This is a genomic window from Chryseobacterium sp. StRB126 (assembly GCF_000829375.1).
Taxonomy (GTDB): domain Bacteria; phylum Bacteroidota; class Bacteroidia; order Flavobacteriales; family Weeksellaceae; genus Chryseobacterium.
The window spans coordinates 1,513,777-1,536,906 of the sequence record NZ_AP014624.1; the positions used below are offsets into that span (position 1 = coordinate 1,513,777).

Sequence of the window (23,130 nt, forward strand, 5' to 3'; positions counted from 1 at the left end):
GGAATTTTTATATTGTGAAGCGTATCTCGTCACTCCATAACTGAAACAGCATCATTTGCTCTTCAATGATCTAAAAAAATAACCCCTCACAGCTCTTACTGCAAGGGTTTATAATTTCTTTGTATATGTTTACGAATACACTTTTTAAGGATTAGCTTTTACTGCATTGTACATCAGTGAATCTTTCTGTTGATGAGTGTAATCATATTTGTATTGATAAAACGAAGCTTCCCAGTCCCCATATCCAACGTTAGGAATGATAATGAATTTTTTACCAAACTCATTCGCTGCATTTTTCACGGCTGCAGAACGTTCTATTTCTGATTTTTTATCAAATAGATTGGAGAAATCAGCAAGATTATCACCCAATAGTAAAACAATATTATAATTTTTAGCGATGTCCAGGCGTCTGTTTTCCTTACTGCTTTCTTTATATCGAAGAATAAGGTTGGCATCACTTTGCAGTGGAAAATTGTATTGTTTTAGGTTTTTTAATGTTCCTGCACGTTCCTGTTCTACTCGGTTGGTAACGTAAAATACCTGTATACCTTTACTCGCGGCGTACTGATAGAACTCCTGAGAACCGGTAAGTGGTGTTGCAATACCTTTGGCAGTCCATTCTTCCCATGTTTTTTGATCGTAATCTTTTCCCATTTTTGAACGCTCAACGGCGTAATAGGAATTATCTAAAAAGGTCTCATCAATATCAGAAACAATTGCTAAAGGCTTATCCGATTTTTGTACTAAAGCTTCATCCAGACGAAGTTTTGCAATATTGTAAGCCTGCAGGCAAAGTGCTTCATATTCGGCTGCTCTTTGTTGATAAAAGGCAGCATATATTTTCCCGTCACGTCCAAGATTTTGATAAGGAGCATCCTGAATAGAGGTCTTAGTAATCGGAGTTGCTGTTTTGCATGATAAAGTCAAAGCAAAGGCACAGCTTGCAATAATGAACTTGAAATTTTTCATTGAATTAAAATAGAGAAAGCAAAATTATAACAATTTGATTGGTATGACAACTATTTCTCATGTTAGCTTTTTTGAAGGGACAATAATGATTAGATTTGGATACTGGATTGACATATGATCCATAGACGGCTAAGAAGAAAATAAAAGGACTATAAAATTGCGAAATGACCAATGTATTTGAAAATTATCTATCCTCAATAGAAGGACTATCAGCCGAGGAAATCAACTATTCTGCGGAGTTCTTCAAACCGATATTCTTAAAAAAGGGTGATTTTTTTATTCATGAAGATGAACCCTGTCGTTATATTGGATTTATTGTTAGTGGCGCTGTAAAAGCATACGCTATAGACAAAGATGGAAAAGAAAATATAACCTGCTTCAAGTTTGAAAATGAATTTGTCACCTCGTTTCCGGAATTTGTAAGGCAGGAGAAATCCAGAAGGAGTATCAGGGCTATAGAAGATAGCGTAGTCTATAGGATAAGCTATCCGGACTATCTGCATCTGCTTGTTCAGGCAACTGCTTGGAACGGGGTCATAAAATCGATGATGGAAAAAGAGTATAGCCAAAAAGAACGTTATCTGCTGAATTACAATAATAGATCTGCTGTGGATAAATACCGTTATGTCCTGTCTGACGAACCGATGCTTGTCCAGCGCGTAACAACTCAGGATCTGGCATCGTACCTGGGTATCACGCAGCGATCACTTACACGGGCGAAAGGGCAAATACATAAGCCCAATGTGTTATAGGACAAATGTCCTTATTCGGTCCTGATCAGCGATGTAGATTTGCACAAAAAAAATATGCTACGTCAAATTGCTCCCGAAGTGTTTCAGGTTTCATTGATGCCACGAAACAGTATCAACTGCTATATAATTGAAGGGGTATTGGTGGACTCAGGAATACGGAGTTCATATACCTCTGTAAAGAAAGCTCTTCAGAAAATTCCCGTTTATCAACATGTACTCACGCATGCACATGCAGACCACCAGGGTTGTAGCGATCAGATATGCGCAGAGTTCGAGATCCCTTTACTTTGTCATCCCGACGAAGTTTTTAGGACCGAAACGGGGATGGTAACCAACGATTATCCAACGCCAGAACATTGGATAGCAAAGTTGCAGCAAAAGTATTGGGCAGGCCAGGGGCATAAAGTTGAACGGACCATTGTTGAAAATGATAGAATCGGAAACTTTAAGGTAATAGAAACTCCAGGACATTCGGCAGGCCATATTTCTTTATTCCGTGAGCAAGATGGGGTACTGATCATCGGAGATGTGGCAACAAATATGAACCTGCTTACGACAATGACTGGTCTGCGGCTTCCGCCAAATATATTCACCTCGAATCAGCAGCGTAATATAGAGTCACTACAGAAGTTAGCAACATTAAACCCTACTATTATCTGCTTCGGTCACGGACCTGTTATGCGAAATACAGATCGAAAGTTTGAGCAATTTGTAGCTAAATGCAGTGCGGCTGTTTAAAGATGGATCTTGCTGTAATTACAGTTTAAAAGAAGAAGCGTTTTAGATTCCTTTTTTTATAGAGCTATGAGGTTTAAGTGGGCGCAGAAGAACTCGAACCTTTAACCGTCCCGATTACAAATCGGGATGCTCTCTCTGTTGATCTTTAGTAAAGGACAACAAAAAACCTCACCATAAAAATGATGAGGTTTTGTGAGCGCGAAAGGATTCGAACCTTTGACCGTCTGCTTAGAAGGCAGATGCTCTATCCAGCTGAGCTACGCACCCATTGTATAATTTTGAGAAAATTACCAAAACTGTCGGGGCGGCAGGATTCGAACCTGCGACCTCCTGGTCCCAAACCAGGCGCGATGACCGGACTACGCTACGCCCCGATTAAAGGTCATCAATAACGAATTTTATTTCGTTTTTGCGGTTGCAAAGGTACAATACTTTTTGAAATAAAAAAATAAATTCCAGGATAATTTTTAATTAAATTTCAGCAAAACTTTTTTGGTAACTTTACTTGATTAATAACCATGGATTTAGACTATCTGGGGAATTTTGAATTTTTTTATGGTTTTACAGCTTAAAGATAAATTTTTATCATTATAAATTTTAAAATTAAGAATATGAATTCTCAGGAATTTTATAAAATATATCTTCATGCTCTGGAAAAAGCACTTGAAAATGATGAGATAAATCATGGGTTTTATGTGAAAGAGCCGGAAGAATATATTGATCCAGTATTTTTAGATGAGGTTACTCAGTATTTAGAAGAAAATGAAGATGCGTTTTTAGAAAAAGTTGCTTATTATTTTGATGCAAAATCGCATTATTTCCCATCTATTAACAGAATTGATATAGATATTTATAAGAAGGAATTGTTGGTTGATATTTCGAAGATGAAGAAAGGGATGTGAGTAATATAGATAATTTTTTGCTGTGCATAGCTCTCTGATTCTGAATAGGTCGCAGTGTGAATCTCCAATAAAGTGAACTTCTTACTTCCATTCTCCTTTCTTGACTCCCTTTAATCCCTATATTTGCCGCATGAAACGATTAATGTTGATGAGCTTGCTTTTCCCGGCAATCCTATTTTCACAAACAAGCGGAAAGGTAATCAAAGTATCAGATGGAGATACAATTACAGTACTTTTAAAAGGCAATACCCAAAAGAAACTCAGATTGGCAGAAGTAGATTGCCCGGAAAATGGGCAGGCTTTCGGGAAAAATGCCAAACAATTCACCTCTTCGCAGGTATTTGGAAAGACCGTTAAATTTAAAGAGACCAGTACGGACCGTTATGGGCGTTCTATTGCCAAGATTTATTATGATAACGATAAATACCTTTCCAAAGAGGTTATCAAAGCCGGAATGGGGTGGTGGTACTTTTCTTATTCCAAAGATGATTCTTTAGGAAAGCTTCAGGAAAAAGCCCAACAAAATAAGATCGGCCTTTGGCAGGATGTTCATGCTGTTGCCCCTTGGGACTTCAGAAAAATGAAACGGGAGCAATCGAAAAATAAGAAAAATCAAGCATCTGCAATCCAAGTGAAAACCAGAAAAGATATGTAGAATAATAAAGAGCTTTAGAATAATTTCTAAGGTTTTTTTGTTTATAAAATTACTGAAGTAAAACAAGAATCGTAATTTATTATATTTGTGATACAGACACTTATAATAAACTTCATAAAAGATAGTCTGTGTAACTGAAAAAACTAACCATGAAGCAGACTTTTACTTTCATTATCCTGTTTACTTTATTTGGGAAATATTTGTTTGGGCAAAAGAATACAATTTCCGTAGACAGTATTTCAATTTTTTATAATGAGTTTAAAACAGAGGCTGAAAAGAATATTGACCTTTGGAACAAAGACCTCTATGGTCCCATACTTTTAATCGATCCAAAGACAAGGGCTATTTTCGCAAATGAGTCTGACGGAGTTGGTGTTTTAAGATCAGATGGAAATGTATATACGGGAGTTTTGCCTGATAAAATTAATATTGCAAATACGGCTGTAAACTGGAGCGAAAAAAGATGGGCAATGATGATGCTTCCACTTCCTAAAAATAAATACGACAGAATCGGTTTGCTGGCTCATGAGTCTTTTCATCGGATACAGCCATCATTAGGTTTTGAATTAAATAATACTGAAAATAATCATCTGGATCAGAAAGAGGGTAGGGTTTATCTTCGTTTGGAACTTGAGGCTTTAAAAAAAGCTTTAAAGGCAGCATCAGAAAAAGGATTAAAAAAGCATCTTGCCAATGCACTTACGTTCAGAAAATACAGACATAGCCTTTACAATGGCTCTGATTCAAGTGAAAATCTTCTGGAGTTAAATGAAGGGATTGCAGAATTTACAGGGGTTATTGTAAGTGATAGAAATAAAGAGCAAACAATATCATCTTTAGTTAAAGGAATTGATATTTTTTTCAATAATCCTACCTTTGTCCGTTCGTTTGCTTACCATACCGTGCCTGTTTATGGTTATTTATTATACAGTAAAGACAAAAGTTGGAATAAGAGAATTACAGCAAAAACAAATCTGACAGATTGTTTTATTAAAGCATATAATATTAAAATTGCTAATGACCTTAAGGGAATTGTTGAAAAATTAGTAAATGATTACAATGGTTTGGTAATAATTGAAGAGGAAACAAAAAGAGAAGAAAGAATAAAAAAGCTTATCGCTGAATATAAAACCAAATTTATTGATCATCCTCATTTTGAAATAAAATTTGAGAAGATGAATGTCTCTTTCGATCCAAGAGATATATTACCAATTGAAAAGGAAGGAACAGTGTATCCTAATATCAGAGTTACCGATAAATGGGGGATTTTGACTGTTGAGAATGGAGCATTAATGAGTCCGAATTGGGATAAGATTTCAATATCTGCTCCTGTCAGGATGGAGGATAAGAAAATATCAGGTGACGGCTGGGTCCTTGAACTGACTGATGGGTATGTAATAAAGAAGGGCGATTCTAATGGGAATTATACATTGATTAAGAAAGTTATTCCTTAAAGCGTATAAAACAAAAAACCTCGTCATAAAAATGACGAGGTTTTGAAGTGAAGCCTTTATGACTTGAAAGATGTTTTCTCAATCTCTCTTGTAAGCTTTCACAGGAATGCCTAATATAATATTTGTCAAGAGATTCGAAATAAAGAATATAACAATCAAGCGGTATTGTGAATATCGATGAGAAGAAATAAAATAAAAGCCCTACAATTCAAATTGTAAGACTTTTGTTATTTATAAATATTGAGGTTTATATTTTACAAGTCATTTGGATTTGGGAAAGGGCCACATAAGCATAGTCCGTTAGAGTCACAACCTCCTTGTTCAAAACCTGATTCCTTACATAATTCCTTACAAAATCGTGGAACACATTGATTTGGTATGATTCCTCCTAAAATAGTTTTCAATTCATTTCTCTTTAGAGCGCTGTTTTGTTTTTTGAATGTTTTCATGTTAATTTTTTTTATGTTAGCGATTCAAATATATAAAAATATTTTATCCTTTATGCGTGAAAAAATATTTATTGTAATTGATGATTGAAATTTGCGAGGAAAGAGATTGGATGATGATCTTTGTTATGGATATAAAAGGGGTGATTCTATCGACTATTTGCTTGGAGAGAATAGTTGGCTCCTGATTAGTTTAAATTTCGAAAATTAAGATGATGGTGATTATAAGTAAGTTTAATTATCTTAAAATCAATATGAGTAATATAAAACAAAAAACCTCGCCATAAAAATGACGAGGTTTTTTGTGAGCGCGAAAGGATTCGAACCTTTGACCGTCTGCTTAGAAGGCAGATGCTCTATCCAGCTGAGCTACGCACCCATTATGTAATTTTGAGAAAATTACCAAAACTGTCGGGGCGGCAGGATTCGAACCTGCGACCTCCTGGTCCCAAACCAGGCGCGATGACCGGACTACGCTACGCCCCGAATATATAAGAGAGCGGAGGGTAAGGGATTCGAACCCTTGCGACACTTTCGCGTCGACAGTTTAGCAAACTGCTCCGTTAACCACTCCGGCAACCCTCCTTTTTGTTGATTTTTTAATGATCGTTGTTCCGTTATTGCGAGTGCAAATATAGAACAGATTTCTTTATTTACCAAATAAAATTCAAGAAATTTTTGTGTATTTTTGAGGTAATAATTTGATAAAAAACCAAACTGATGCGTAAAACATTATATATCATCGGATTAAGTACTTTAGTTTTTTCATGTACTTCTCAAAAAAATGTGAAAAAAAATACGTACCAACCGAAAACCCCCGTGGTACAGCCAAAATCAGCAGTAAAGACCCAAGCTCAGGAAACTCCAAAACCAAAAGTAGTAAGCGATCATGGAGTAGACTTTTTTACTACTAATATAGCAGACCCAACAAAAAATGATAATACAGCAAGTTATGGTTCTATTGTATCTGCAAAACCTGCAGGATATAAAGTGGTGAAAAGTTATTTTCCTGCCATGGCACAGAACTTCAGACAGCGTTATCTGATACTGCATTACACAGTGCTTCCTGATGACAAGTCTATTACTGTTCTTACCCAGCCTGGAGTAAGTGCCCATTATTTGGTAAACAATACAGGTGATAATGAAATTTATCAGTTAGTAGATGAAAATAAGAGAGCATATCATGCAGGAGTAAGTTCATGGAGAGCCGATAAGAATCTTAACGATACCTCTATAGGAATTGAAATTGTAAACCCTGGTTTTACAACTGATGCTGCAGGCAAAAGACTTTTCGTTCCTTTTAGTGATGCTCAGGTGAGAAAAGTAGCTGCGTTGGCAAAAGATATTGTTACAAGATATCAGATTCCCGCAACCAATGTTATTGCTCATGCAGATATTGCCCCTACAAGAAAACAGGATCCTGGGCCAATGTTCCCATGGAAAAAATTATATGATGAATACCAGATAGGAATGTGGTATGATGAAGCAGTAAAACAAAATTATTTTGATCTTGCCCAAACTGAACTTCCTGCAAAGTATAGTGATACAGACTTTATCTTCACTATACAGACTGCATTGCAGAAATTTGGTTACGGAATAGAGCTTAGCGGAAAATGGGACGATGCCACCAAGAAAACTATTGAAGCTTTTCAGTATCATTTCCGTCCACAAAATTATGACGGAATTATGGATGCTGAATCATGGGCAATATTACAAGCTTTGAATGTAAAATATTCAGTAAAATAATTCAAATTAAAGCGCATCGAATCGATGCGTTTTTGCTATCTTTAAACGATCAAAAACAGTAAAATATCTGTAATGGAAAATTTCAGAAAAGAAAGTGATCTGTTAGGCGAATTGAACGTGCCTTTAGACGCTTATTATGGAGTGCAGACGCAAAGAGCAATCAACAACTTCAAAATCTCAGGACAGCTTTTGTCTTCATATCCGGATTTTATTAAAGGACTGGCTTTCGTAAAAAAAGCAGCCGCAAAAACCAATTATGAATTAGGACTTCTTGATGAAAGCTTATATTTCAAAATAGCAGAAGCATGTGATGAGATTGTAGCAGGAAAATATCATGAGCAATTTCCGGTAGATATGATCCAGGGAGGTGCAGGAACTTCAATCAATATGAATGCGAATGAAGTGATTGCTAATATAGTATTGGAAAAATTAGGGAAAAATAAAGGAGAGTATGAATTCTGTTCACCTAACGACCATATCAATCTTTCACAATCAACCAACGATGCTTATCCTACAGCTATTAAAATGGGATTGCTGCAGATGAATATCGGTTTGGTAGAAAGACTTGAGAAAATCATAGCAGCTTTCCGTGCAAAAGGACAGGAGTTCCAGGATGTCATCAAAATGGGACGTACACAGCTTCAGGATGCTGTTCCTATGACATTAGGCCAGGAATTTGAGGCATATGCTGCTACGTTGGAAGAAGATATTTCCAAACTGAACAATAATGCAAGTCTTTTTGTAGAAGTAAATATGGGAGCAACGGCTATCGGAACAGGACTAAATGCTCCGGTTGGATATGCAACCCTTTGTGCTAAAAATTTAGCTCAGATTACAGGATTTCCGATTGTTTCAGCACCGGATTTAGTGGAAGCTACACCTGATACCGGATCTTATGTGATCTATTCTTCAGCTACGAAGCGTCTTGCCGTAAAATTATCAAAAATTTGTAACGATTTAAGATTACTTTCATCAGGGCCGAGAGCCGGTCTTTTTGAGATTAACCTTCCACCAATGCAGCCAGGATCATCTATTATGCCGGGTAAAGTAAATCCTGTTATCCCGGAAGTGGTAAACCAGGTTTGCTTTAAAGTATTCGGAAATGATTTAACGGTAACCTTTGCCGCAGAAGCAGGACAGCTACAGCTTAACGTAATGGAGCCTGTGCTTTCTCATGCGATCATGGAAAATATCAATTTCCTTTGCAATGCATTAGATACCCTTCGTGATAAGTGTGTAGTAGGAATTACAGCTAACAAAGAAGTATGTCTGAATATGGTAAAACACAGCATCGGAATTGTAACGGCATTAAACCCTTATATCGGTTACAAACAGTCTACAGAGATTGCAAAAGAAGCTTTAGAAACAGGAAAAAGTGTTTACAACCTTGTTTTAGAGAAAGGAATTCTTTCTCAGGAAAAACTGGATGAAATCCTTGATCCGAAAAACATGCTGAAGCCACACAACAAATAAAATAAAACAATAAGTGATAAGTGGTGTTTCTCATCATTTATCACTTATTATTCATCACTTATAAAATACTCCGTGAGGTTTTTAATTATTATTCCTGCCCACAACGAAGAGCAGAACCTCTCATCCACTCTGGATTCTTTACAGCAGCAAAGTAGTAAGGATTTTAAAGTGGTAGTCGTTAATGACGGCTCCACAGATAAGACTCGTGACGTTATCAGGAAGTATACAGAGGCTGATTCCCGTTTTGAAACCATTAATCTTCAGAAATCAGAACATCAACCAGGCTCAAAAGTAGTTCATGCCTTTAAAAGTGGCTTGCAGACACAATCCGTAGATGAATTCGATATCATCTGTAAATTTGATGCCGATATTATTCTGCCTGAAAATTATCTGGAAACTGTAGAAAAAGCTTTTATCAATCATCCTGAATACGGACTGGTAGGCGGTTTACTCTATATAGAAAAAGAAGGGAATTGGGTGTATGAAGGAAATTCTAATAAACATCACGTCAGAGGACCTATGAAAGCTTACCGGAAAGAATGTTTTGTTCAGATGGGAGGCTTAAGGGAGACATTAGGATGGGATAATATAGATTCTATCTTGTTGGAACATCTGGGATGGAAGGAAGTGGTCTTGCCTGAACTTCATGTAAAACTTATTAAAGTAAAAGGAGCAGATTATACCATAAGACCCGCCGACTACTACGGTCGCTATTTTTATTTTTTAGGATTAAATAGATTCCTGGCTTATATTGCGGCCTCAAAGGAAGCGATGAAAAGTAAATCTCCATCATTTTTCTTTGATATTGTAAAGTCTTATGAAGGTTGCAAGTCTAAAAAACTGGAGCTTAAAATTTCAAAAGAAGAACAAAAAACCATCAATGACCAACGTTGGAGAATGTTGAAAAAAAAATGGCTGAAAATGTAGAGATGTATCTGTTATCTATAGAAATAGTAATATCAATAGGAGCGGGCTTTAGCCCGGCCTGTCAAATTAAATAATTCCATTGGCTTTAGCCAAAATCTAAAAAATAACCCCAATCAATCAGTGAAAAAAATAGCTTACATAGAACTAGATACGCACGCAGAAATAGCGCACGCTTTCATGGATATCATGGAAGGATCTCAGGATTTCAGTGTAGATTATTATTTTTCCAAGAGAATCAAAGATCAGGTTAGTGCAACCGAATCAAACATTTTTCTGTCGGATAGTTCTATGATTTTAGATCAGCTGAAGATTAAGGAATATGATTTAGTCATTATCGGAACTGTTCACCGTTATTTCAATACATTTTTAGCGATAACGAATAAATATAATACTGCTGTTATTACCCATAATCTCAATTTTACAAGAGCTTCAAGGTTTGATTTGATAAAGAGCGTCTTCAAGGGTGATATTATTTACAGGGTAAAACTTTGGTGGAAAGAAGGATTGTTGTATGCCGGTAAAGTATATCAAAAATCAAAATCTTTGGTAGTACTGGATGAAGCTTTGGTTTCTGACAGGCATCAATTTCTTCCTCTTTTTTATACCAGACTCTTTGCTCAATCTGAGAATGAAAGTCTGATGATTGTTATTCCTGGCGGTGTTTCGCAGAAGAGGAGAGATTATAACCATATTTTCACCTCCATTCAGAAGATACAATCAGACAGGAAATGTGAATTTATTTTTCTTGGAAAAGCTAAAGGGTACGAATTAAAACAACTTGAACATTTATCTTCAAACTTACCCGGGAATGTTTCTGTAACCTATTTTTCAGATAGGGTTTCTACAGAAGACTTTGAGGTATGGATGCAGAAGGCTAATGTGCTGTGGTGTCCTATTCAGCAGGAAACAGAGTTTTTCAGCATAAAGGAAATATATGGGAAAACCAAGATGACAGGAAACCTGGGGGATTCTATTGCTTATGGAAAATTAGCGGTTTTTCCAAAGAATTACCCATCAACACTGAATTTCATTGTACCCGAAAAAGAAAATATCTTCGAACAGCTCAGTGAGCTTACCAATACCCATTTCGATTTTCAAAAAAGCTACAGCAGGGTAGAGGTCCAAAAAAGATTAGAGCAACTGTTAAACCACCTTATCGTTGGTTGAAAATTCCTGTTATTTTTACTTTCTAAGTCTTATTTAAACTTAAAGATACTCTTAATAAATTTTGCATTCAGATAATCTTCTATCGGGAAAACTTTTGTAAAATAATTTCCGATGTAGATCAATATCAGTACTACAGCGGGTTTGTAGATAAGATTGATGAAGTTGCTGTCAAAATTAGGCAAAACAATCGCTACAGTAATCGCTAAAGTACAGATGATTGAAATAAAGATCATCTCAATAGTTAACGGTGAAACTTTGAAAACAATGTAGTTGAATAAGATTTTGACAACATTATAGATTGTAAGGGAAATTGCTGTAGATAAAGCAATCCCGATAAGTTTCAGGTCTGTATTTTTAATGAAATAGAAGTTCAGTCCAATCGTTAATCCCGCTAATAAAAGCATTACCAGAATGTTGAACCTGTAATATTTTGAAAGGGAGATGATGTTTCCGTTGAATCCTGTGGCAAGGTCAATTAAAACCGCAGATCCCCAGATCCATACAACTGGTTCGTATTCTCTAAGCATAACCCCATTTTTAGGCATGAACTGAGTCAGATAAGGGAACCCGACCATGATGCAGGAAAACAACACTGCTCCCAGAAAATATAAAGTTAATGAAGTCTTTTTATGAAACTTGTCCAATCCTTCCATATCGCCATCAGCAAGGTGCTTACTGATAATAGGAGCTGAAATATTAAATAATCCTAATTGAGGAATAGAGATCAGGGAAATAAGAGCATACAGTACAGAATAAATACCATTTTCTTCCATTCCCATGAATTCCCCAATCATAAAGCTGTTGATGGCGAGATAGTTTCCAAACGTTCCCAGGAAACCGAAAAAGCTGTAGTTTAAAAACTCCTTCCAGAAATTATCTTTCTTAAAATAATCTGTACTGATATCAAAATGAATTTTCTCAAGCTTATTGGTGTAATAAATATACCCGAAAAGCATCAGAGCAAATATTCCGAAGAAAAATGCCAATGCGATATTCTGGGACATGGAAAAATAAAAAAACAGACAGAATGCTCCTAAATTAGCTATTTTGGGAAATAGATTGTCAAAGATATTAGAGACAACAATTCTTTTGTAATTAGAAGTGTATTTATTGAAAATAGCACAGAGAGATAAAACTAAAATAAGTGGTAAGATAATTTCTTTAATTTTCCAGGCTTCCGAACGAATGAACTTGGGGTAAAAGTAGGGAAGCACAAAAAATATAACGGAAAATACAAGAAAGTTAATCAAAACAGTAACCAGCGATAAGGAAAGCATGTTCTGATTTTTACCGTCTTTCTGTAAAGAATGAAAAAACTTTACGTTAGCATAGGAAATTCCAAAAACAACAAAAGGAACAAGCATTTCTGCAGTCTGCATACTGTAGCGGAGTTTTCCATAAAATTCAAAGTCATTTGGAAAGATAAAAATTGCAGAAACTGTGCCCAGCAAAAACCCAATATAACCAATAATAGAATATTTGAAGCCTTGTCTCGCTACTACGCTCATAAAGTTGTTTTAAGGGTTTTTAGGTATAAAAATAATATTGTTGATGTACTGAGTTTTATTTTTTTCGTCGTTTGTATTTTGTAAGAGAATGTCCTCTGTAAGAGTTTCCAGGGTAAAGCTGTTTCTGTTCAGATACTTTACTTCATATCCCCAGCTTTGCACTTCAGCGATTTCATTCCATATTGGTGTTTGGTGATGCCTTTGTTCCATCTCAACCATTAAGGTAGGCATAAACTGTCTGATGGTTTCTTTAGCTCCCGAAAGCGTCTTTATTTCATTGCCTTCAACATCTATTTTGATAAAATCCAGTCTGTTGAAGTGCTCCAGGGCAGCCCATTCGTCCAGTTTGATAACCTTTACTTTCTCAGTATAGCTTTTTTCTTCGCCTTTTTCTTTGTAAGTAGTATTTAAGGTTCCACGGGAAGCAATGGTTTTTCCGTTGATAATGGGAACTTTGAATTCCGCAATTGTATTTTCGTCAGAAAGAGCCAAAGGAAGTACCCTCATGCTAGGGAAGAGTCTTTTCAGTCTGGTGTAAAGCTTTTTGTTAGGCTCAAAAGCATAGATATGCTCGTGGTCCAGCTTATTTTCCAATTGATATAAAAAGGTTCCTACATTAGCACCAATATCCAGTATTACAGCACTTTTAGGAAGGTATTCTTTGATCCATACCAGTTCCGGTTCTACATTGCGCTCCGAAAAATTATCTTTATTAAGATTGTTTAAGGTCTTAAAATATCTTTTCTTATAAAAATCCGGACTTATATATTGTAGTTTTTCTGCAATTTTTTGGTATAAAGACATCCTTAGCTTTTTGACGAGCAGCAAAGATAAGCAAAAAAGTAAAACTTCTCTTAAAAAATGTTAAATATAATAAATTGATTATCAGTTGATAGTGTTTGTAGGGTGTTTTGTAAGGAGCTGAATTTTAATATATTTTCAGTTTGTCACAGAGACGCTCTATAGATGAATCATTCTTGACTTGCAAAGGATATTAAAATGTTTTATAAAAATATCAATTACAGATCTACGCAGGTATTTTTGAATTATAGGGAAAGAAATAGGCTAACTCATCTGTGAAGATATGGGTCATCTGTGGCCAAAAACTGTAAAAAATGATTTTTTAATCAAAAAAAGGATTATTCAGAAAATCATTAAAAGGCTTCATCAGCTTAAAGATCTTGCTCATATTCTTCACTGCATTTTTATCCAGGATCTCTTCATCTTTTAGGGAGTAGACTACAATAAAGTTTTTAAGCTTTAAATATTCAGCCATGGGGTCTTCCTTATCAAAGCCTTGAGGAACTTTTTTCAGCTTGTCATCCTGGTCCAGTTCTGGGAAATGTTTTTTGAAATCTTTGTGGTTGATAATGTTAAGAAAATCATCGCCATACAGAGAGATTTCTTTTCGAACTTCTTTCAATACTGAAGACTCAGGCATATATATTCCTCCGGCCAGAAAAGATTTACCAGGTTCCATATGAAGATAATATCCGCCTTTCTGGTTTCCTTTTCCCATTCCCAGAGAAGCCCCGAAATTAGTTTTGTAAGGTGATTTATCCTTTGAGAATCTGGTGTCACGGTAAATTCTGAATAATGCTTTTTTACTGTCTATTTTGGCAAGATCTTCATCAAAAGCTGACATTTCCCGGATAAGATCATCTAAAAACTCAATAACATTTTCCTGAGATTGTGTATAGAGGTTCTTATTCTCATTGAACCATTCACGGTTATTGTTTTTATTTAATTTCTTTAGAAAATCAAAAGTTTTGGAAGAAATACTTGCTGACATATTGTGTTGGTGTTTATTGGTTTTTATTCGTTGCTAGATACTTTATAGCTAATTCCGTAGTTCATCACCACGAAACACTTACCTTTGTTTTCAGCAACACTCTTCAAATTTACATAAAAAATCATGTTTTATTGTTTTGTTTTTGAAAATTCATAAATAACGCTTAAAAAATTAATGCAATGTAATAAACAAAAGTAATGGTTGGTAAGTTCTTAATTTAAGGCTCCTTTTTTTGGATTAAATTTTTCAAATATTAAAAAAGTATTACAAGATTCTGAATTTAAGATTGTATATTTAAAACTTTATTCAAAAACAAGTCAAATATTTATTGTATCTTTGCAAAAATTTTAAAATAGTTAATGAATTTATTTACGGAAACCAGTTTAAGTCCTGATATTCTTAAGGCAATTGGCGAACTGGGCTACGAAAGCCCAACAGAAATCCAAAAACAGACTATCCCTTTTATTCTTTCAGATATTCGCGACTTGATCGCACTTGCGCAGACAGGGACAGGCAAAACAGCAGCGTTTTCGCTTCCGATTTTGGATATGATTGACGATACGAGTCGCAAAATCCAATTATTGGTGCTTTGTCCGACACGGGAATTATGTCTTCAGATTTCTAAAGACATAAAGAATTACTCTAAATACATGGACATCAAAACTACTGCGGTTTATGGTGGAAGTAGTATTGTAGATCAGATGAGATCTTTAAAAGAGAAGCCACAAATTATCGTGGGAACTCCAGGTAGGGTAATTGACCTTATCAACCGAAAAGCCTTAGATTTTTCTGCGATTCATTGGTTAGTATTAGACGAAGCTGATGAAATGCTTTCAATGGGATTCAAGGATGAATTGGAAACCATTCTAAGAGAAACTCCGGAAACAAAACAAACTTTCTTATTCTCGGCTACGATGAATAAAGAAGTGGAAAGAATTTCCAAAAACTATCTTACAAAGCCACACCGTATTTCAGTAGGTTCTATCAACGAAGTGAAGAAGAACATTACTCACGAATATTATGTGGTAGGATATCGTCAGAAAAAAGAAGCATTAAAAAGATTAATTGATGCCAATCCTAACCAGTATTCCATTATTTTCTGTAGAACAAGAATGGAGACTCAGGAGGTTGCAGATTTCTTAATGCAGAACGGTTATGCGGCTGATGCTCTTCACGGAGACCTTTCTCAAGCGCAGAGAGATACGGTAATGAAGAAATTCAGATTGAAAAACATTGATATCCTTGTAGCAACAGACGTTGCAGCAAGAGGTTTAGATGTAAACTCTCTGACTCACGTTATCCACTTCTCTTTACCTGATGATCCTGAAGTATTCGTTCACAGAAGTGGAAGAACAGGTAGAGCGGGTAAAGATGGTATTTCTATGGCTTTAATTAAGCCTGAAGAAAGCAGAAAATTGAAACAAATTAAATCTGCTACTAAAATTGAAATTAACGAAAAATTCATTCCTACAGGAGACCAGATTATCAAGGCTCAGGTTGGTGGTGTTTTCGAAAAACTATTCACGGAGCACGAAGATCTTTTCGAATTTGATGATAGCTTAATTCCAGATTTAAGCAAATTTACAAAAGAAGAATTGGTACACAAGTTGTTACAGTTCCAATTGAAAGATCTTGCTTTATATTACAAAGACAAACACGATCTTGTTGAGCAGAAGTTGAGCAACAGAGATGATGATTTCTCAAGAAGAGACCGTGGACGTGATAGAGACCGAGATAGAGGAAGAGATAGAGACAGCAGAGACCGAGATCGCGGTAGAGACCGAGATCGTGGTGGAAAACCAAGAAGAAAGGATGAAAACATGGTTAGATTCTTCTTCAACCTTGGTAAAAAAGACCACTTGAAGAAGCTTGATGTTTTAGATATTATCAATAAAGCTACTGCTGATGGTAAGAGCAAGAAAAGAGCTGAAATCGGTGATATCGAAATTTTAGAGAAATTTTCTTTCTTCGAAGTTGAAAAATCGTATAGAGACAATGTCTTGAGCAATATTCAATCGATGAAATTTAAAGGAAAAGATATGAGAGCGGAAGTAGCTAACTAATCTCTTTTTTATACCCTATAAAACCGGCAGTAATGTCGGTTTTTTTATTTGGTAATCAGGAGGTAAGCGAATGTTAACAAAACTTAATGTTATATAGTTTCATGGGCGGTCCTTTTTTAAGAAATTTGCACTCGAATTATAAATACTAAAAAATGGGAATTGGTAATATTTTCCACGCTTTTCAACCAAAAGATAAAATCTTCTTTGTACTTTTCGAGAAGGTAACTGAAAACCTAGTTGCAATGTCTGAGGAATTCAACGCTGGAATCAAGGATTTCGATCTTAATGACGATTCAATGTTGAAAAAAATGAGTGATTACGAACATAAGAATGACGAGCTTACTCACGAAATCTTCGTAGAACTAGGAAAAAACTTCATTACTCCTTTTGACCGTGAAGATATTCACACATTGGCAACAGGATTAGATGATATTGCAGATTATATCTACGCATCTACAAAATATATCTTCTTATACAAATCTCCTGAGATGAAAGCTTATTCAGATTTCTCTCTATTGATCCACAAAGCATGTCTTGAAATTCAGAATGCAATGAAGAATCTTAAAGGGTTCAAGAATATGGAGCAGGTGAAGGAAGCTTGTATTAAAGTAAACTCTATTGAAAATATTGCAGATGATTTGCTTTCTAACTCAATGGTAGATTTATTCGAAACTAATGATGCCATCAATATTATTAAAGTTTCATCGGTATTGAACTATCTTGAAATCGTAACGGATAAAGCAGAAGATGTTGCCAATACAATTGAGAACATCATGATTAAATACGCCTAAAAGATAACAATACATAGCAAAAAATGGAATTTCCGATTTTACTTGTAGTTATTATTGCGTTGGCATTAATCTTTGATTATATCAATGGATTTCATGATGCGGCCAACTCGATTGCAACTATCGTGTCTACAAAAGTTTTAACTCCATTCCAGGCTGTACTTTGGGCAGCGCTTTGGAACTTTGCAGCTTTTTTCTTGGCTGCCTATGTTATTGGAGAATTCAAAATTGGTAATACAATTGCCAAAACAGTTAATGAGAATTTTATCAATCTAGAAGTCATATTTTCAGGTTTGGTTGCGGCCATTGCCTGGAATCTTTTGACATGGTGGTTTGGAATTCCTTCTTCGTCTTCACATACACTGATTGGAGGGTTTTTAGGAGCTGCATTGATGCACGCCTTTATGATGGATTATCATAATGTAGTAGCAGCACAGCCAGATCTGGGTGTCTGGGAGACCCTTAAAGAGTCTTTCATTCAGGTTACACATCAAAGTGTTGTAAAGTTTGATAAAGTAATCCCTATCTTCTTGTTTATTTTCTTAGCTCCTTTTATCGGGATGTTAATTTCAATAATCATTACGCTCATTATTGTTCATCTTTATAAAAAATCAAATCCACACAAGGCGGATCAATCATTTAAGAGATTGCAGTTGGCATCTTCAGCATTGTTCAGTTTAACGCACGGATTAAATGATGCTCAGAAAGTTATGGGTATTATTGGAGCTGCAATAATTTTCTATCATGTAGATATGATTAATGATCCTTTATATGTAAATATTGCTTCTGGAGAACGTTTTAATTATTTTGCTCAGCATTATTTATGGGTTCCATTGGTGTCGTTTTTAGCAATCGCTTTAGGTACTATGAGCGGAGGTTGGAAGATTATCAAAACAATGGGTACAAAAATTACTAAAGTAACTCCATTAGAAGGGGTAAGTGCAGAAACTGCTGGTGCCATTACGTTATTCATTACAGAACATCTTTCAATTCCTGTATCAACAACACACACTATTACAGGTTCTATCATTGGGGTAGGATTAACGAAAAGAATTTCCGCAGTAAGATGGGGAATCACGGTAAGCTTACTTTGGGCTTGGATATTAACCATTCCTATCTCAGCATTGGTCGCTGGAATAACTTATCTTATAGTTTCTTTATTCTCTTAAGATAAAAATCACAATTATCATATAAACTTTGTCCATTTGGGCAAAGTTTTTTGTTTTTTAAAGCCTTGAAAATTGTATTTTTGTTCAAATTATAAGATTTTATGGAATTTTTAGACAGATATCAGCAGATTGTTGGCGACGCCATCAATAAGTATACTTTTAAAGATAAGCCTACAGAGCTGTATGAGCCGATGAACTACATTATTTCCCACGGTGGAAAACGTCTTCGTCCCATTATGGTACTGATGGCTTGTGATCTGTTTGGCGGAGACCTGAAACAGGCTATAAAACCAGCTTTGGCTATCGAGTTTTTCCATAACTTCACCCTGATCCATGATGATATTATGGACGAGGCTCCATTAAGAAGAAATAAGCCTACGATCCATACTTTACACGGGATTAATGTTGGAATTCTTTCAGGAGACGGATTAATGCTTAAAGCATATAAATTCTTTGAAGATCTTGAACCCGAAATTTTCAAGGCTTGTATCAGAATCTTTACCCATACTGGACTTCTTTTATGTGAAGGGCAGCAGTATGATATTAATTTCGAAACTCAGGAGAATGTAACTTTTGATGATTATATCAGAATGATTACCTACAAAACAGGAGTGCTAAGTGCTTCTTCTTTTGAGATCGGAGCCTTAATTGCAAAAGCTGATTTTAAAGATGCAAAAGCAATTTTCAACTTCGGAAAGCACATCGGAATTGCATTCCAGATTATGGATGATTATCTTGATGTATTTGGAGATCAGGCGCAGTTTGGTAAAAAACATGCCGGAGATATCTACGAGAATAAGAAAACAGTTCTATACCTGATGGCAAAAGAACATGCTACAGAGGAGGAAAGAAAAGAATTGGATTATTGGTATTCTAAAAAAACTGATAATATTGATAAGATCTATGGTGTTGAAAAGATCTTCAGAAGAACAAAAGTGGATGAAAAAGCACTTCGTTTGATCGAAAAGCATAACGAAATCGGTCAGAGCTATCTTCAGAAAATTGATATTCCTGACGAAAAGAAAAAGCCGTTTATTGAGCTGGCTAATTATTTATTAAGAAGAGAAAGCTAAAATAAGGTTGCAGATGATAGGTAGTAGGCAGCAGAGTGACCTGCAACCTATTACCTGCCACCTAATATCTTGACAATGAAGTTCAGAACAGAAGTAGATATCCCGCAATCTGAGAAAAAGATAGAAATTGAAGATCGAATATTTTCAATAGGTTCCTGCTTTGCCTCTGAAATGACTGAACTCCTGAAAGATGGCCAGCTTCAGACCCTCAATAATCCTTTTGGGACGATTTTTAATTCCTTTTCCATCAATAATGCGGTAAAAAGACTCCATGATTCGGAGTTCTATGTGGAAGAAGAACTGATTACCTATAATGAAGAATATCTCTCATTAGATCATCATACAAGTTTTGATACGAGATATATTCACCAGACATTGGATAAAATCAATAGCTCTATTGAAGCAGGAAATGCCTTTCTTCAGGAAGCAGACTGGATCATTATTACGTACGGATCTTCTTTCATCTATGAGTTCCTTCCGAAGCAGAAATTGGTGGCTAACTGCCATAAGATTCCGCAGAAATTCTTTGAGAAGAGGCTGTTGTCCCATCAGGAACTTACAGGTTCTATTTACAATACCATTCTGGAGCTTAAAGATATCTGCAAAGAAGGAGTTCAGATTTTATTCTCTGTTTCTCCGGTAAGGCATACCAAAGATGGAATGGTTGAGAATCAATTGAGCAAATCTAAGTTAATTACGGCTATTCACGAATCTATTTCTCTATTTGAAGACTGTCATTATCTGCCTGTTTATGAGATTTTGATGGATGACTTGAGGGATTATCGTTTCTATAAAGAAGATATGATTCATCCGAGTACTCAAGCGGTTAATTATATTTTTGATAAGTTTGGAGACTCTTATTTTTCGGAAGAAACAAAGGGATTCATTAAAGAAAATTTTAAGATTATGAGGGCGTTGGAACATAGAACCAATGATACAAAAGATCCGAGATTTATTGAATTCAGAGAAAAATTAGAGCAGAGAATTGACTTACAACGCAAAAAAGTAAAACATAAAATATTTTAAATGCCTGATTTCACCAAAATTGATTATCTGAGAGATGGAAACGAAAGGCAAAGAAGCGCTTACAAAGTTCTTACTGACTATAATATTTTTGAAAAACTAAGTAATTATTCTCCGGTACTGGCAGGTACTATTCCAATTGAGATTGATATCGAAAGCAGTGATTTAGATATTATTTGTGAAGTAGATCTGAGGTTTGAAAAGGAATTTTTGGAAGAAATTATACTCTCTACGTTTATATCCACTGATGTAGACGTTTTAGTTGAAAAGATCATGGTAAACGGAGAAAAAAGCATTGTTTTAAATTTTACACTGGAAGAATTTCCTATTGAAATTTTCGGACAAAACAAAGTTTCTACAGAACAGAATGCTTATCGACACATGATTGCTGAACACAAAATATTACAGGAAAAAGGAGAAGAATTTAAACAGAAAATAATAGAGCTTAAAAAACAGGGAATAAAGACAGAACCTGCTTTCGGAATGTTACTGGGACTTGAAAATCCTTACGAAGATCTATTGAAATTATAAATAAAATGATTGATACACATACCCATTTATACGCAGAAGAATTTGATGAAGATAGAAAAGAAGCTATCCAAAGAGCTTTAGATAAAGGAATCACAGAATTTTATCTTCCCGCTATAGATTCAGAATCCCACGAGAAAATGTTGCAATTGGAAACAGAATATTCGGGACAGATTTTTTCAATGATGGGGCTTCATCCTTGCTATGTAAAACCGGAATCCTGGGAAAAAGAACTGGAAATCGTTAAGAACTATCTTGACCAAAGACATTTTCCTGCAATAGGAGAGATAGGAATTGATCTGTATTGGGATAAATCAACTTTAGATATTCAGGTGAAAGCTTTTGAGCAGCAGATTGATTGGGCTATAGAAAAAGACCTTCCGATTGTAATCCATACCAGAGAAAGCTTTGATGAAACATTCGAAGTACTGGAAAGGAAGAAACACCCGAAATTAAGAGGGATTTTCCATTGTTTTTCCGGAAACCTGGAACAGGCTCAACATGCCATTGACCTGAACTTTATTTTAGGAATCGGGGGAGTAGTGACTTTTAAAAACGGGAAAATAGATCAGTTTTTGAGTGAAATTCCGTTAGATAAAATCGTATTGGAAACAGATTCTCCTTATCTGGCACCGGTTCCGCATAGAGGAAAAAGAAATGAGAGTTCGTATCTTGACCTTGTCGCCGGAAAGCTGGTAGATATCTATGGTAAAGACTTCCCTGAAATAGATAGAATTACAACTGAAAACGCGAAGAAAATGTTTGTTAACAGTTAAAATATATGGAAAAACTATTAAGCCGAAAGTGGAATCAATCATTTTCAGTTATTTTATTCATCCTTTATACTGCTATCAATCTTTCATTTCTTATTAAGTATGGAATCAGACAGTCTTTTGTATCCATTTATCTGTTAGCAGCAGTATTTATTATTGTACATTTTTTTATTTTTAAATACAGTAGCCGGATATTTTCAAAACTTACAGAAAAACCTTTTATTTTGAAGGCTTTTATTGTGGTTGTTACTTTGGCTTATATTGGTCTGGCCCATGTTCTTAAAGATCCCTATAAACTCAATATAGACCGTTGGCAGACCATGGAGTATTCGCTTAGACATTGGCTTCATGGTAAATATATCTATGATACGAAAAATTTTGTAGGAAATTATCCTTCTTATCTTCCCGGGCAGCTTCTGGTGGCTGTAATTTTCTTTTTTTTAGGGAATGTTGGCTACCTGCAGGTTGCTGCGTTTCTTTTGTTCTGTTATACCATTATAAAAGAATTTAAAAGTCGGGAAATTAAATTGTTAGGGATATTTCTTTTAGGGGTTTCATTATCTTATATTTATGAAGTCGTGTGTAAAAGTGATCTTATTTCTTCATTTATTATAGTCTCTGCATTCATAGTATATTGGCATAGAAAGTTTGAAAAAGATTATTTTAAAAATCCTTTTTTATTAGGACTTTTATTAGGTTTTGTCTGCCTTACAAGAAGTGTGGTTATTATTCCGCTTATCTTATTTTTTATGAAACCATTTTTGGCTACTCAGATGGCTAATAAGGTAAAAGTAGGTATTGGTTTTATCCTTACATTTTCTTTACTGTTGGCTACGGTTTTGCTTCCTGCAAAAGATTTTGATTATATTTTAAAATACAATCCATTACAGTTGCAAGGGCAGGCAAATAAATATGTTACCTTATTTTTTCTGATGATTACTGTTATTCTGGCTTTCTACGTAAGGAGAATAGAACAGGTATTTTACCTATCGTCGGTTATCATTTTTACTATGATGGCTTCTTATATTGTTGAAACCATTATGCGAGGCTGGACATTTGATTATATGAATGTTTCCTATCTGGCTACAGCTCTTCCATTCTGTATTATAGGATTTTGCTATACCAGACAGAAAGACATGGAAATTGAAAATATACCGTAAAGAAAAGTCCCTTTCAAAAAATGA

Annotated in this window: 22 protein-coding genes and 5 tRNA genes; 17 read left to right on the top strand and 10 right to left on the bottom strand. The window is 35.3% G+C overall.

Annotated features, from left to right (window positions below; translation table 11 throughout):
- Positions 1 to 144 precede the first annotated feature (144 nt).
- Positions 145 to 969, bottom strand: coding sequence for a 5'-nucleotidase, lipoprotein e(P4) family (locus CHSO_RS06840; protein ID WP_045494002.1), 825 nt, complete (start codon positions 967 to 969; stop codon positions 145 to 147).
- A 164-nt stretch (positions 970 to 1,133) separates the two neighbouring features.
- On the opposite strand from CHSO_RS06840, the gene CHSO_RS06845 reads away from it, so the two are divergent.
- Complete coding sequence (locus tag CHSO_RS06845; protein WP_045494005.1) at positions 1,134 to 1,721, top strand: Crp/Fnr family transcriptional regulator; 588 nt, start codon at positions 1,134 to 1,136, stop codon at positions 1,719 to 1,721.
- Positions 1,722 to 1,775: 54 nt separating this feature from the next.
- Complete coding sequence (locus tag CHSO_RS06850) at positions 1,776 to 2,459, top strand: MBL fold metallo-hydrolase (protein WP_045494008.1); 684 nt, start codon at positions 1,776 to 1,778, stop codon at positions 2,457 to 2,459.
- A gap of 193 nt (positions 2,460 to 2,652) precedes the next feature.
- Here the strand turns inward: CHSO_RS06850 and CHSO_RS06855 are convergent.
- Positions 2,653 to 2,726 (bottom strand) — tRNA-Arg (locus CHSO_RS06855).
- Between the two features lie 32 nt (positions 2,727 to 2,758).
- Positions 2,759 to 2,833: transfer RNA gene (locus CHSO_RS06860), tRNA-Pro, on the bottom strand.
- 237 nt (positions 2,834 to 3,070) lie between these two features.
- Here CHSO_RS06860 and CHSO_RS06865 point away from each other — a divergent pair.
- From CHSO_RS06865 to CHSO_RS06875, 3 genes are all read left to right on the top strand, one after another.
- The gene (locus tag CHSO_RS06865) at positions 3,071 to 3,361 is read left to right on the top strand and encodes a hypothetical protein (protein ID WP_045494011.1); all 291 of its coding nucleotides are present in this window, start codon (positions 3,071 to 3,073) and stop codon (positions 3,359 to 3,361) included.
- Positions 3,362 to 3,491: 130 nt separating this feature from the next.
- Positions 3,492 to 4,016 (top strand): thermonuclease family protein, encoded by a 525-nt coding sequence (locus CHSO_RS06870; protein ID WP_045494013.1) that lies wholly within the window; start codon positions 3,492 to 3,494, stop codon positions 4,014 to 4,016.
- A gap of 149 nt (positions 4,017 to 4,165) precedes the next feature.
- Positions 4,166 to 5,470 (top strand): hypothetical protein, encoded by a 1,305-nt coding sequence (locus CHSO_RS06875; RefSeq protein WP_045494017.1) that lies wholly within the window; start codon positions 4,166 to 4,168, stop codon positions 5,468 to 5,470.
- 254 nt (positions 5,471 to 5,724) lie between these two features.
- On the opposite strand, the gene CHSO_RS06880 is transcribed toward CHSO_RS06875, so the two are convergent.
- From CHSO_RS06880 to CHSO_RS06895, 4 genes are all read right to left on the bottom strand, one after another.
- A complete protein-coding gene (locus tag CHSO_RS06880; protein ID WP_045494020.1) occupies positions 5,725 to 5,919 on the bottom strand; it encodes a hypothetical protein in 195 nt (64 codons plus the stop codon).
- 302 nt (positions 5,920 to 6,221) lie between these two features.
- Positions 6,222 to 6,295 (bottom strand) — tRNA-Arg (locus tag CHSO_RS06885).
- Between the two features lie 32 nt (positions 6,296 to 6,327).
- Positions 6,328 to 6,402, bottom strand: a tRNA-Pro gene (locus CHSO_RS06890).
- A 14-nt stretch (positions 6,403 to 6,416) separates the two neighbouring features.
- Positions 6,417 to 6,501: transfer RNA gene (locus CHSO_RS06895), tRNA-Ser, on the bottom strand.
- A 135-nt stretch (positions 6,502 to 6,636) separates the two neighbouring features.
- Here CHSO_RS06895 and CHSO_RS06900 point away from each other — a divergent pair.
- From CHSO_RS06900 to CHSO_RS06915, 4 genes are all read left to right on the top strand, one after another.
- Positions 6,637 to 7,662, top strand: coding sequence for an N-acetylmuramoyl-L-alanine amidase (locus CHSO_RS06900; protein ID WP_045494023.1), 1,026 nt, complete (start codon positions 6,637 to 6,639; stop codon positions 7,660 to 7,662).
- 72 nt (positions 7,663 to 7,734) lie between these two features.
- Positions 7,735 to 9,135 carry an aspartate ammonia-lyase gene (aspA, locus tag CHSO_RS06905; RefSeq protein WP_045494026.1) on the top strand — a complete coding sequence of 467 codons (1,401 nt, stop codon included), beginning with the start codon at positions 7,735 to 7,737 and terminating at the stop codon, positions 9,133 to 9,135.
- A 72-nt stretch (positions 9,136 to 9,207) separates the two neighbouring features.
- Complete coding sequence (locus CHSO_RS06910; protein WP_045494029.1) at positions 9,208 to 10,062, top strand: glycosyltransferase; 855 nt, start codon at positions 9,208 to 9,210, stop codon at positions 10,060 to 10,062.
- Positions 10,063 to 10,182: 120 nt separating this feature from the next.
- On the top strand, positions 10,183 to 11,229 hold the full coding sequence (locus CHSO_RS06915) for a hypothetical protein (protein ID WP_045494032.1): 1,047 nt from the start codon (positions 10,183 to 10,185) through the stop codon (positions 11,227 to 11,229).
- Positions 11,230 to 11,258: 29 nt separating this feature from the next.
- On the opposite strand, the gene CHSO_RS06920 is transcribed toward CHSO_RS06915, so the two are convergent.
- The 3 genes from CHSO_RS06920 to CHSO_RS06930 form a co-directional block, all read right to left on the bottom strand.
- Complete coding sequence (locus tag CHSO_RS06920) at positions 11,259 to 12,737, bottom strand: lipopolysaccharide biosynthesis protein (protein ID WP_045494035.1); 1,479 nt, start codon at positions 12,735 to 12,737, stop codon at positions 11,259 to 11,261.
- Positions 12,738 to 12,746: 9 nt separating this feature from the next.
- Positions 12,747 to 13,541, bottom strand: coding sequence for an FkbM family methyltransferase (locus CHSO_RS06925; protein ID WP_045494038.1), 795 nt, complete (start codon positions 13,539 to 13,541; stop codon positions 12,747 to 12,749).
- A gap of 319 nt (positions 13,542 to 13,860) precedes the next feature.
- On the bottom strand, positions 13,861 to 14,529 hold the full coding sequence (locus CHSO_RS06930) for a DUF2461 domain-containing protein (protein ID WP_045494041.1): 669 nt from the start codon (positions 14,527 to 14,529) through the stop codon (positions 13,861 to 13,863).
- Between the two features lie 359 nt (positions 14,530 to 14,888).
- Here CHSO_RS06930 and CHSO_RS06935 point away from each other — a divergent pair, with 359 nt between their 5' ends.
- The 8 genes from CHSO_RS06935 to CHSO_RS06970 all read left to right on the top strand — a co-directional run bounded on the left by CHSO_RS06935 (position 14,889) and on the right by CHSO_RS06970 (position 23,106).
- A complete protein-coding gene (locus CHSO_RS06935) occupies positions 14,889 to 16,592 on the top strand; it encodes a DEAD/DEAH box helicase (RefSeq protein ID WP_045494043.1) in 1,704 nt (567 codons plus the stop codon).
- A gap of 152 nt (positions 16,593 to 16,744) precedes the next feature.
- Complete coding sequence (locus CHSO_RS06940) at positions 16,745 to 17,383, top strand: DUF47 domain-containing protein (RefSeq protein ID WP_045494045.1); 639 nt, start codon at positions 16,745 to 16,747, stop codon at positions 17,381 to 17,383.
- A 23-nt stretch (positions 17,384 to 17,406) separates the two neighbouring features.
- Positions 17,407 to 18,549 (top strand): inorganic phosphate transporter, encoded by a 1,143-nt coding sequence (locus CHSO_RS06945; protein WP_045494047.1) that lies wholly within the window; start codon positions 17,407 to 17,409, stop codon positions 18,547 to 18,549.
- 101 nt (positions 18,550 to 18,650) lie between these two features.
- Positions 18,651 to 19,622: a polyprenyl synthetase family protein gene (locus CHSO_RS06950; protein WP_045494049.1), complete on the top strand. Its 972-nt coding sequence runs from the start codon at positions 18,651 to 18,653 to the stop codon at positions 19,620 to 19,622.
- Positions 19,623 to 19,697: 75 nt separating this feature from the next.
- Complete coding sequence (locus tag CHSO_RS06955; RefSeq protein WP_045494063.1) at positions 19,698 to 20,648, top strand: GSCFA domain-containing protein; 951 nt, start codon at positions 19,698 to 19,700, stop codon at positions 20,646 to 20,648.
- Entirely contained in the window at positions 20,649 to 21,176 is a 528-nt protein-coding gene (locus CHSO_RS06960; protein WP_045494066.1) for a DUF4269 domain-containing protein, read from the top strand.
- A gap of 5 nt (positions 21,177 to 21,181) precedes the next feature.
- On the top strand, positions 21,182 to 21,949 hold the full coding sequence (locus CHSO_RS06965; RefSeq protein ID WP_045494068.1) for a TatD family hydrolase: 768 nt from the start codon (positions 21,182 to 21,184) through the stop codon (positions 21,947 to 21,949).
- A 5-nt stretch (positions 21,950 to 21,954) separates the two neighbouring features.
- Positions 21,955 to 23,106, top strand: a complete 1,152-nt coding sequence (locus CHSO_RS06970; protein ID WP_045494071.1) for a hypothetical protein — start codon at positions 21,955 to 21,957, stop codon at positions 23,104 to 23,106.
- The last annotated feature ends 24 nt before the right edge of the window (positions 23,107 to 23,130 follow it).

Excerpts from the sequence above, each read along its gene's own strand:
- CHSO_RS06845 (WP_045494005.1), top strand. The coding sequence starts at position 1,134 with ATGACCAATGTATTTGAAAATTATCTATCCTCAATAGAAGGACTATCA.
- CHSO_RS06955 (WP_045494063.1), top strand. The coding sequence starts at position 19,698 with ATGAAGTTCAGAACAGAAGTAGATATCCCGCAATCTGAGAAAAAGATA.
- CHSO_RS06940 (WP_045494045.1), top strand. The coding sequence starts at position 16,745 with ATGGGAATTGGTAATATTTTCCACGCTTTTCAACCAAAAGATAAAATC.
- CHSO_RS06950 (WP_045494049.1), top strand. The coding sequence starts at position 18,651 with ATGGAATTTTTAGACAGATATCAGCAGATTGTTGGCGACGCCATCAAT.
- CHSO_RS06930 (WP_045494041.1), bottom strand. The coding sequence starts at position 14,529 with ATGTCAGCAAGTATTTCTTCCAAAACTTTTGATTTTCTAAAGAAATTA.
- CHSO_RS06850 (WP_045494008.1), top strand. The coding sequence starts at position 1,776 with ATGCTACGTCAAATTGCTCCCGAAGTGTTTCAGGTTTCATTGATGCCA.
- CHSO_RS06900 (WP_045494023.1), top strand. The coding sequence starts at position 6,637 with ATGCGTAAAACATTATATATCATCGGATTAAGTACTTTAGTTTTTTCA.
- CHSO_RS06960 (WP_045494066.1), top strand. The coding sequence starts at position 20,649 with ATGCCTGATTTCACCAAAATTGATTATCTGAGAGATGGAAACGAAAGG.
- CHSO_RS06880 (WP_045494020.1), bottom strand. The coding sequence starts at position 5,919 with ATGAAAACATTCAAAAAACAAAACAGCGCTCTAAAGAGAAATGAATTG.
- CHSO_RS06945 (WP_045494047.1), top strand. The coding sequence starts at position 17,407 with ATGGAATTTCCGATTTTACTTGTAGTTATTATTGCGTTGGCATTAATC.
- aspA (WP_045494026.1), top strand. The coding sequence starts at position 7,735 with ATGGAAAATTTCAGAAAAGAAAGTGATCTGTTAGGCGAATTGAACGTG.
- CHSO_RS06925 (WP_045494038.1), bottom strand. The coding sequence starts at position 13,541 with ATGTCTTTATACCAAAAAATTGCAGAAAAACTACAATATATAAGTCCG.
- CHSO_RS06970 (WP_045494071.1), top strand. The coding sequence starts at position 21,955 with ATGGAAAAACTATTAAGCCGAAAGTGGAATCAATCATTTTCAGTTATT.
- CHSO_RS06865 (WP_045494011.1), top strand. The coding sequence starts at position 3,071 with ATGAATTCTCAGGAATTTTATAAAATATATCTTCATGCTCTGGAAAAA.
- CHSO_RS06920 (WP_045494035.1), bottom strand. The coding sequence starts at position 12,737 with ATGAGCGTAGTAGCGAGACAAGGCTTCAAATATTCTATTATTGGTTAT.
- CHSO_RS06935 (WP_045494043.1), top strand. The coding sequence starts at position 14,889 with ATGAATTTATTTACGGAAACCAGTTTAAGTCCTGATATTCTTAAGGCA.
- CHSO_RS06870 (WP_045494013.1), top strand. The coding sequence starts at position 3,492 with ATGAAACGATTAATGTTGATGAGCTTGCTTTTCCCGGCAATCCTATTT.
- CHSO_RS06840 (WP_045494002.1), bottom strand. The coding sequence starts at position 969 with ATGAAAAATTTCAAGTTCATTATTGCAAGCTGTGCCTTTGCTTTGACT.
- CHSO_RS06875 (WP_045494017.1), top strand. The coding sequence starts at position 4,166 with ATGAAGCAGACTTTTACTTTCATTATCCTGTTTACTTTATTTGGGAAA.
- CHSO_RS06965 (WP_045494068.1), top strand. The coding sequence starts at position 21,182 with ATGATTGATACACATACCCATTTATACGCAGAAGAATTTGATGAAGAT.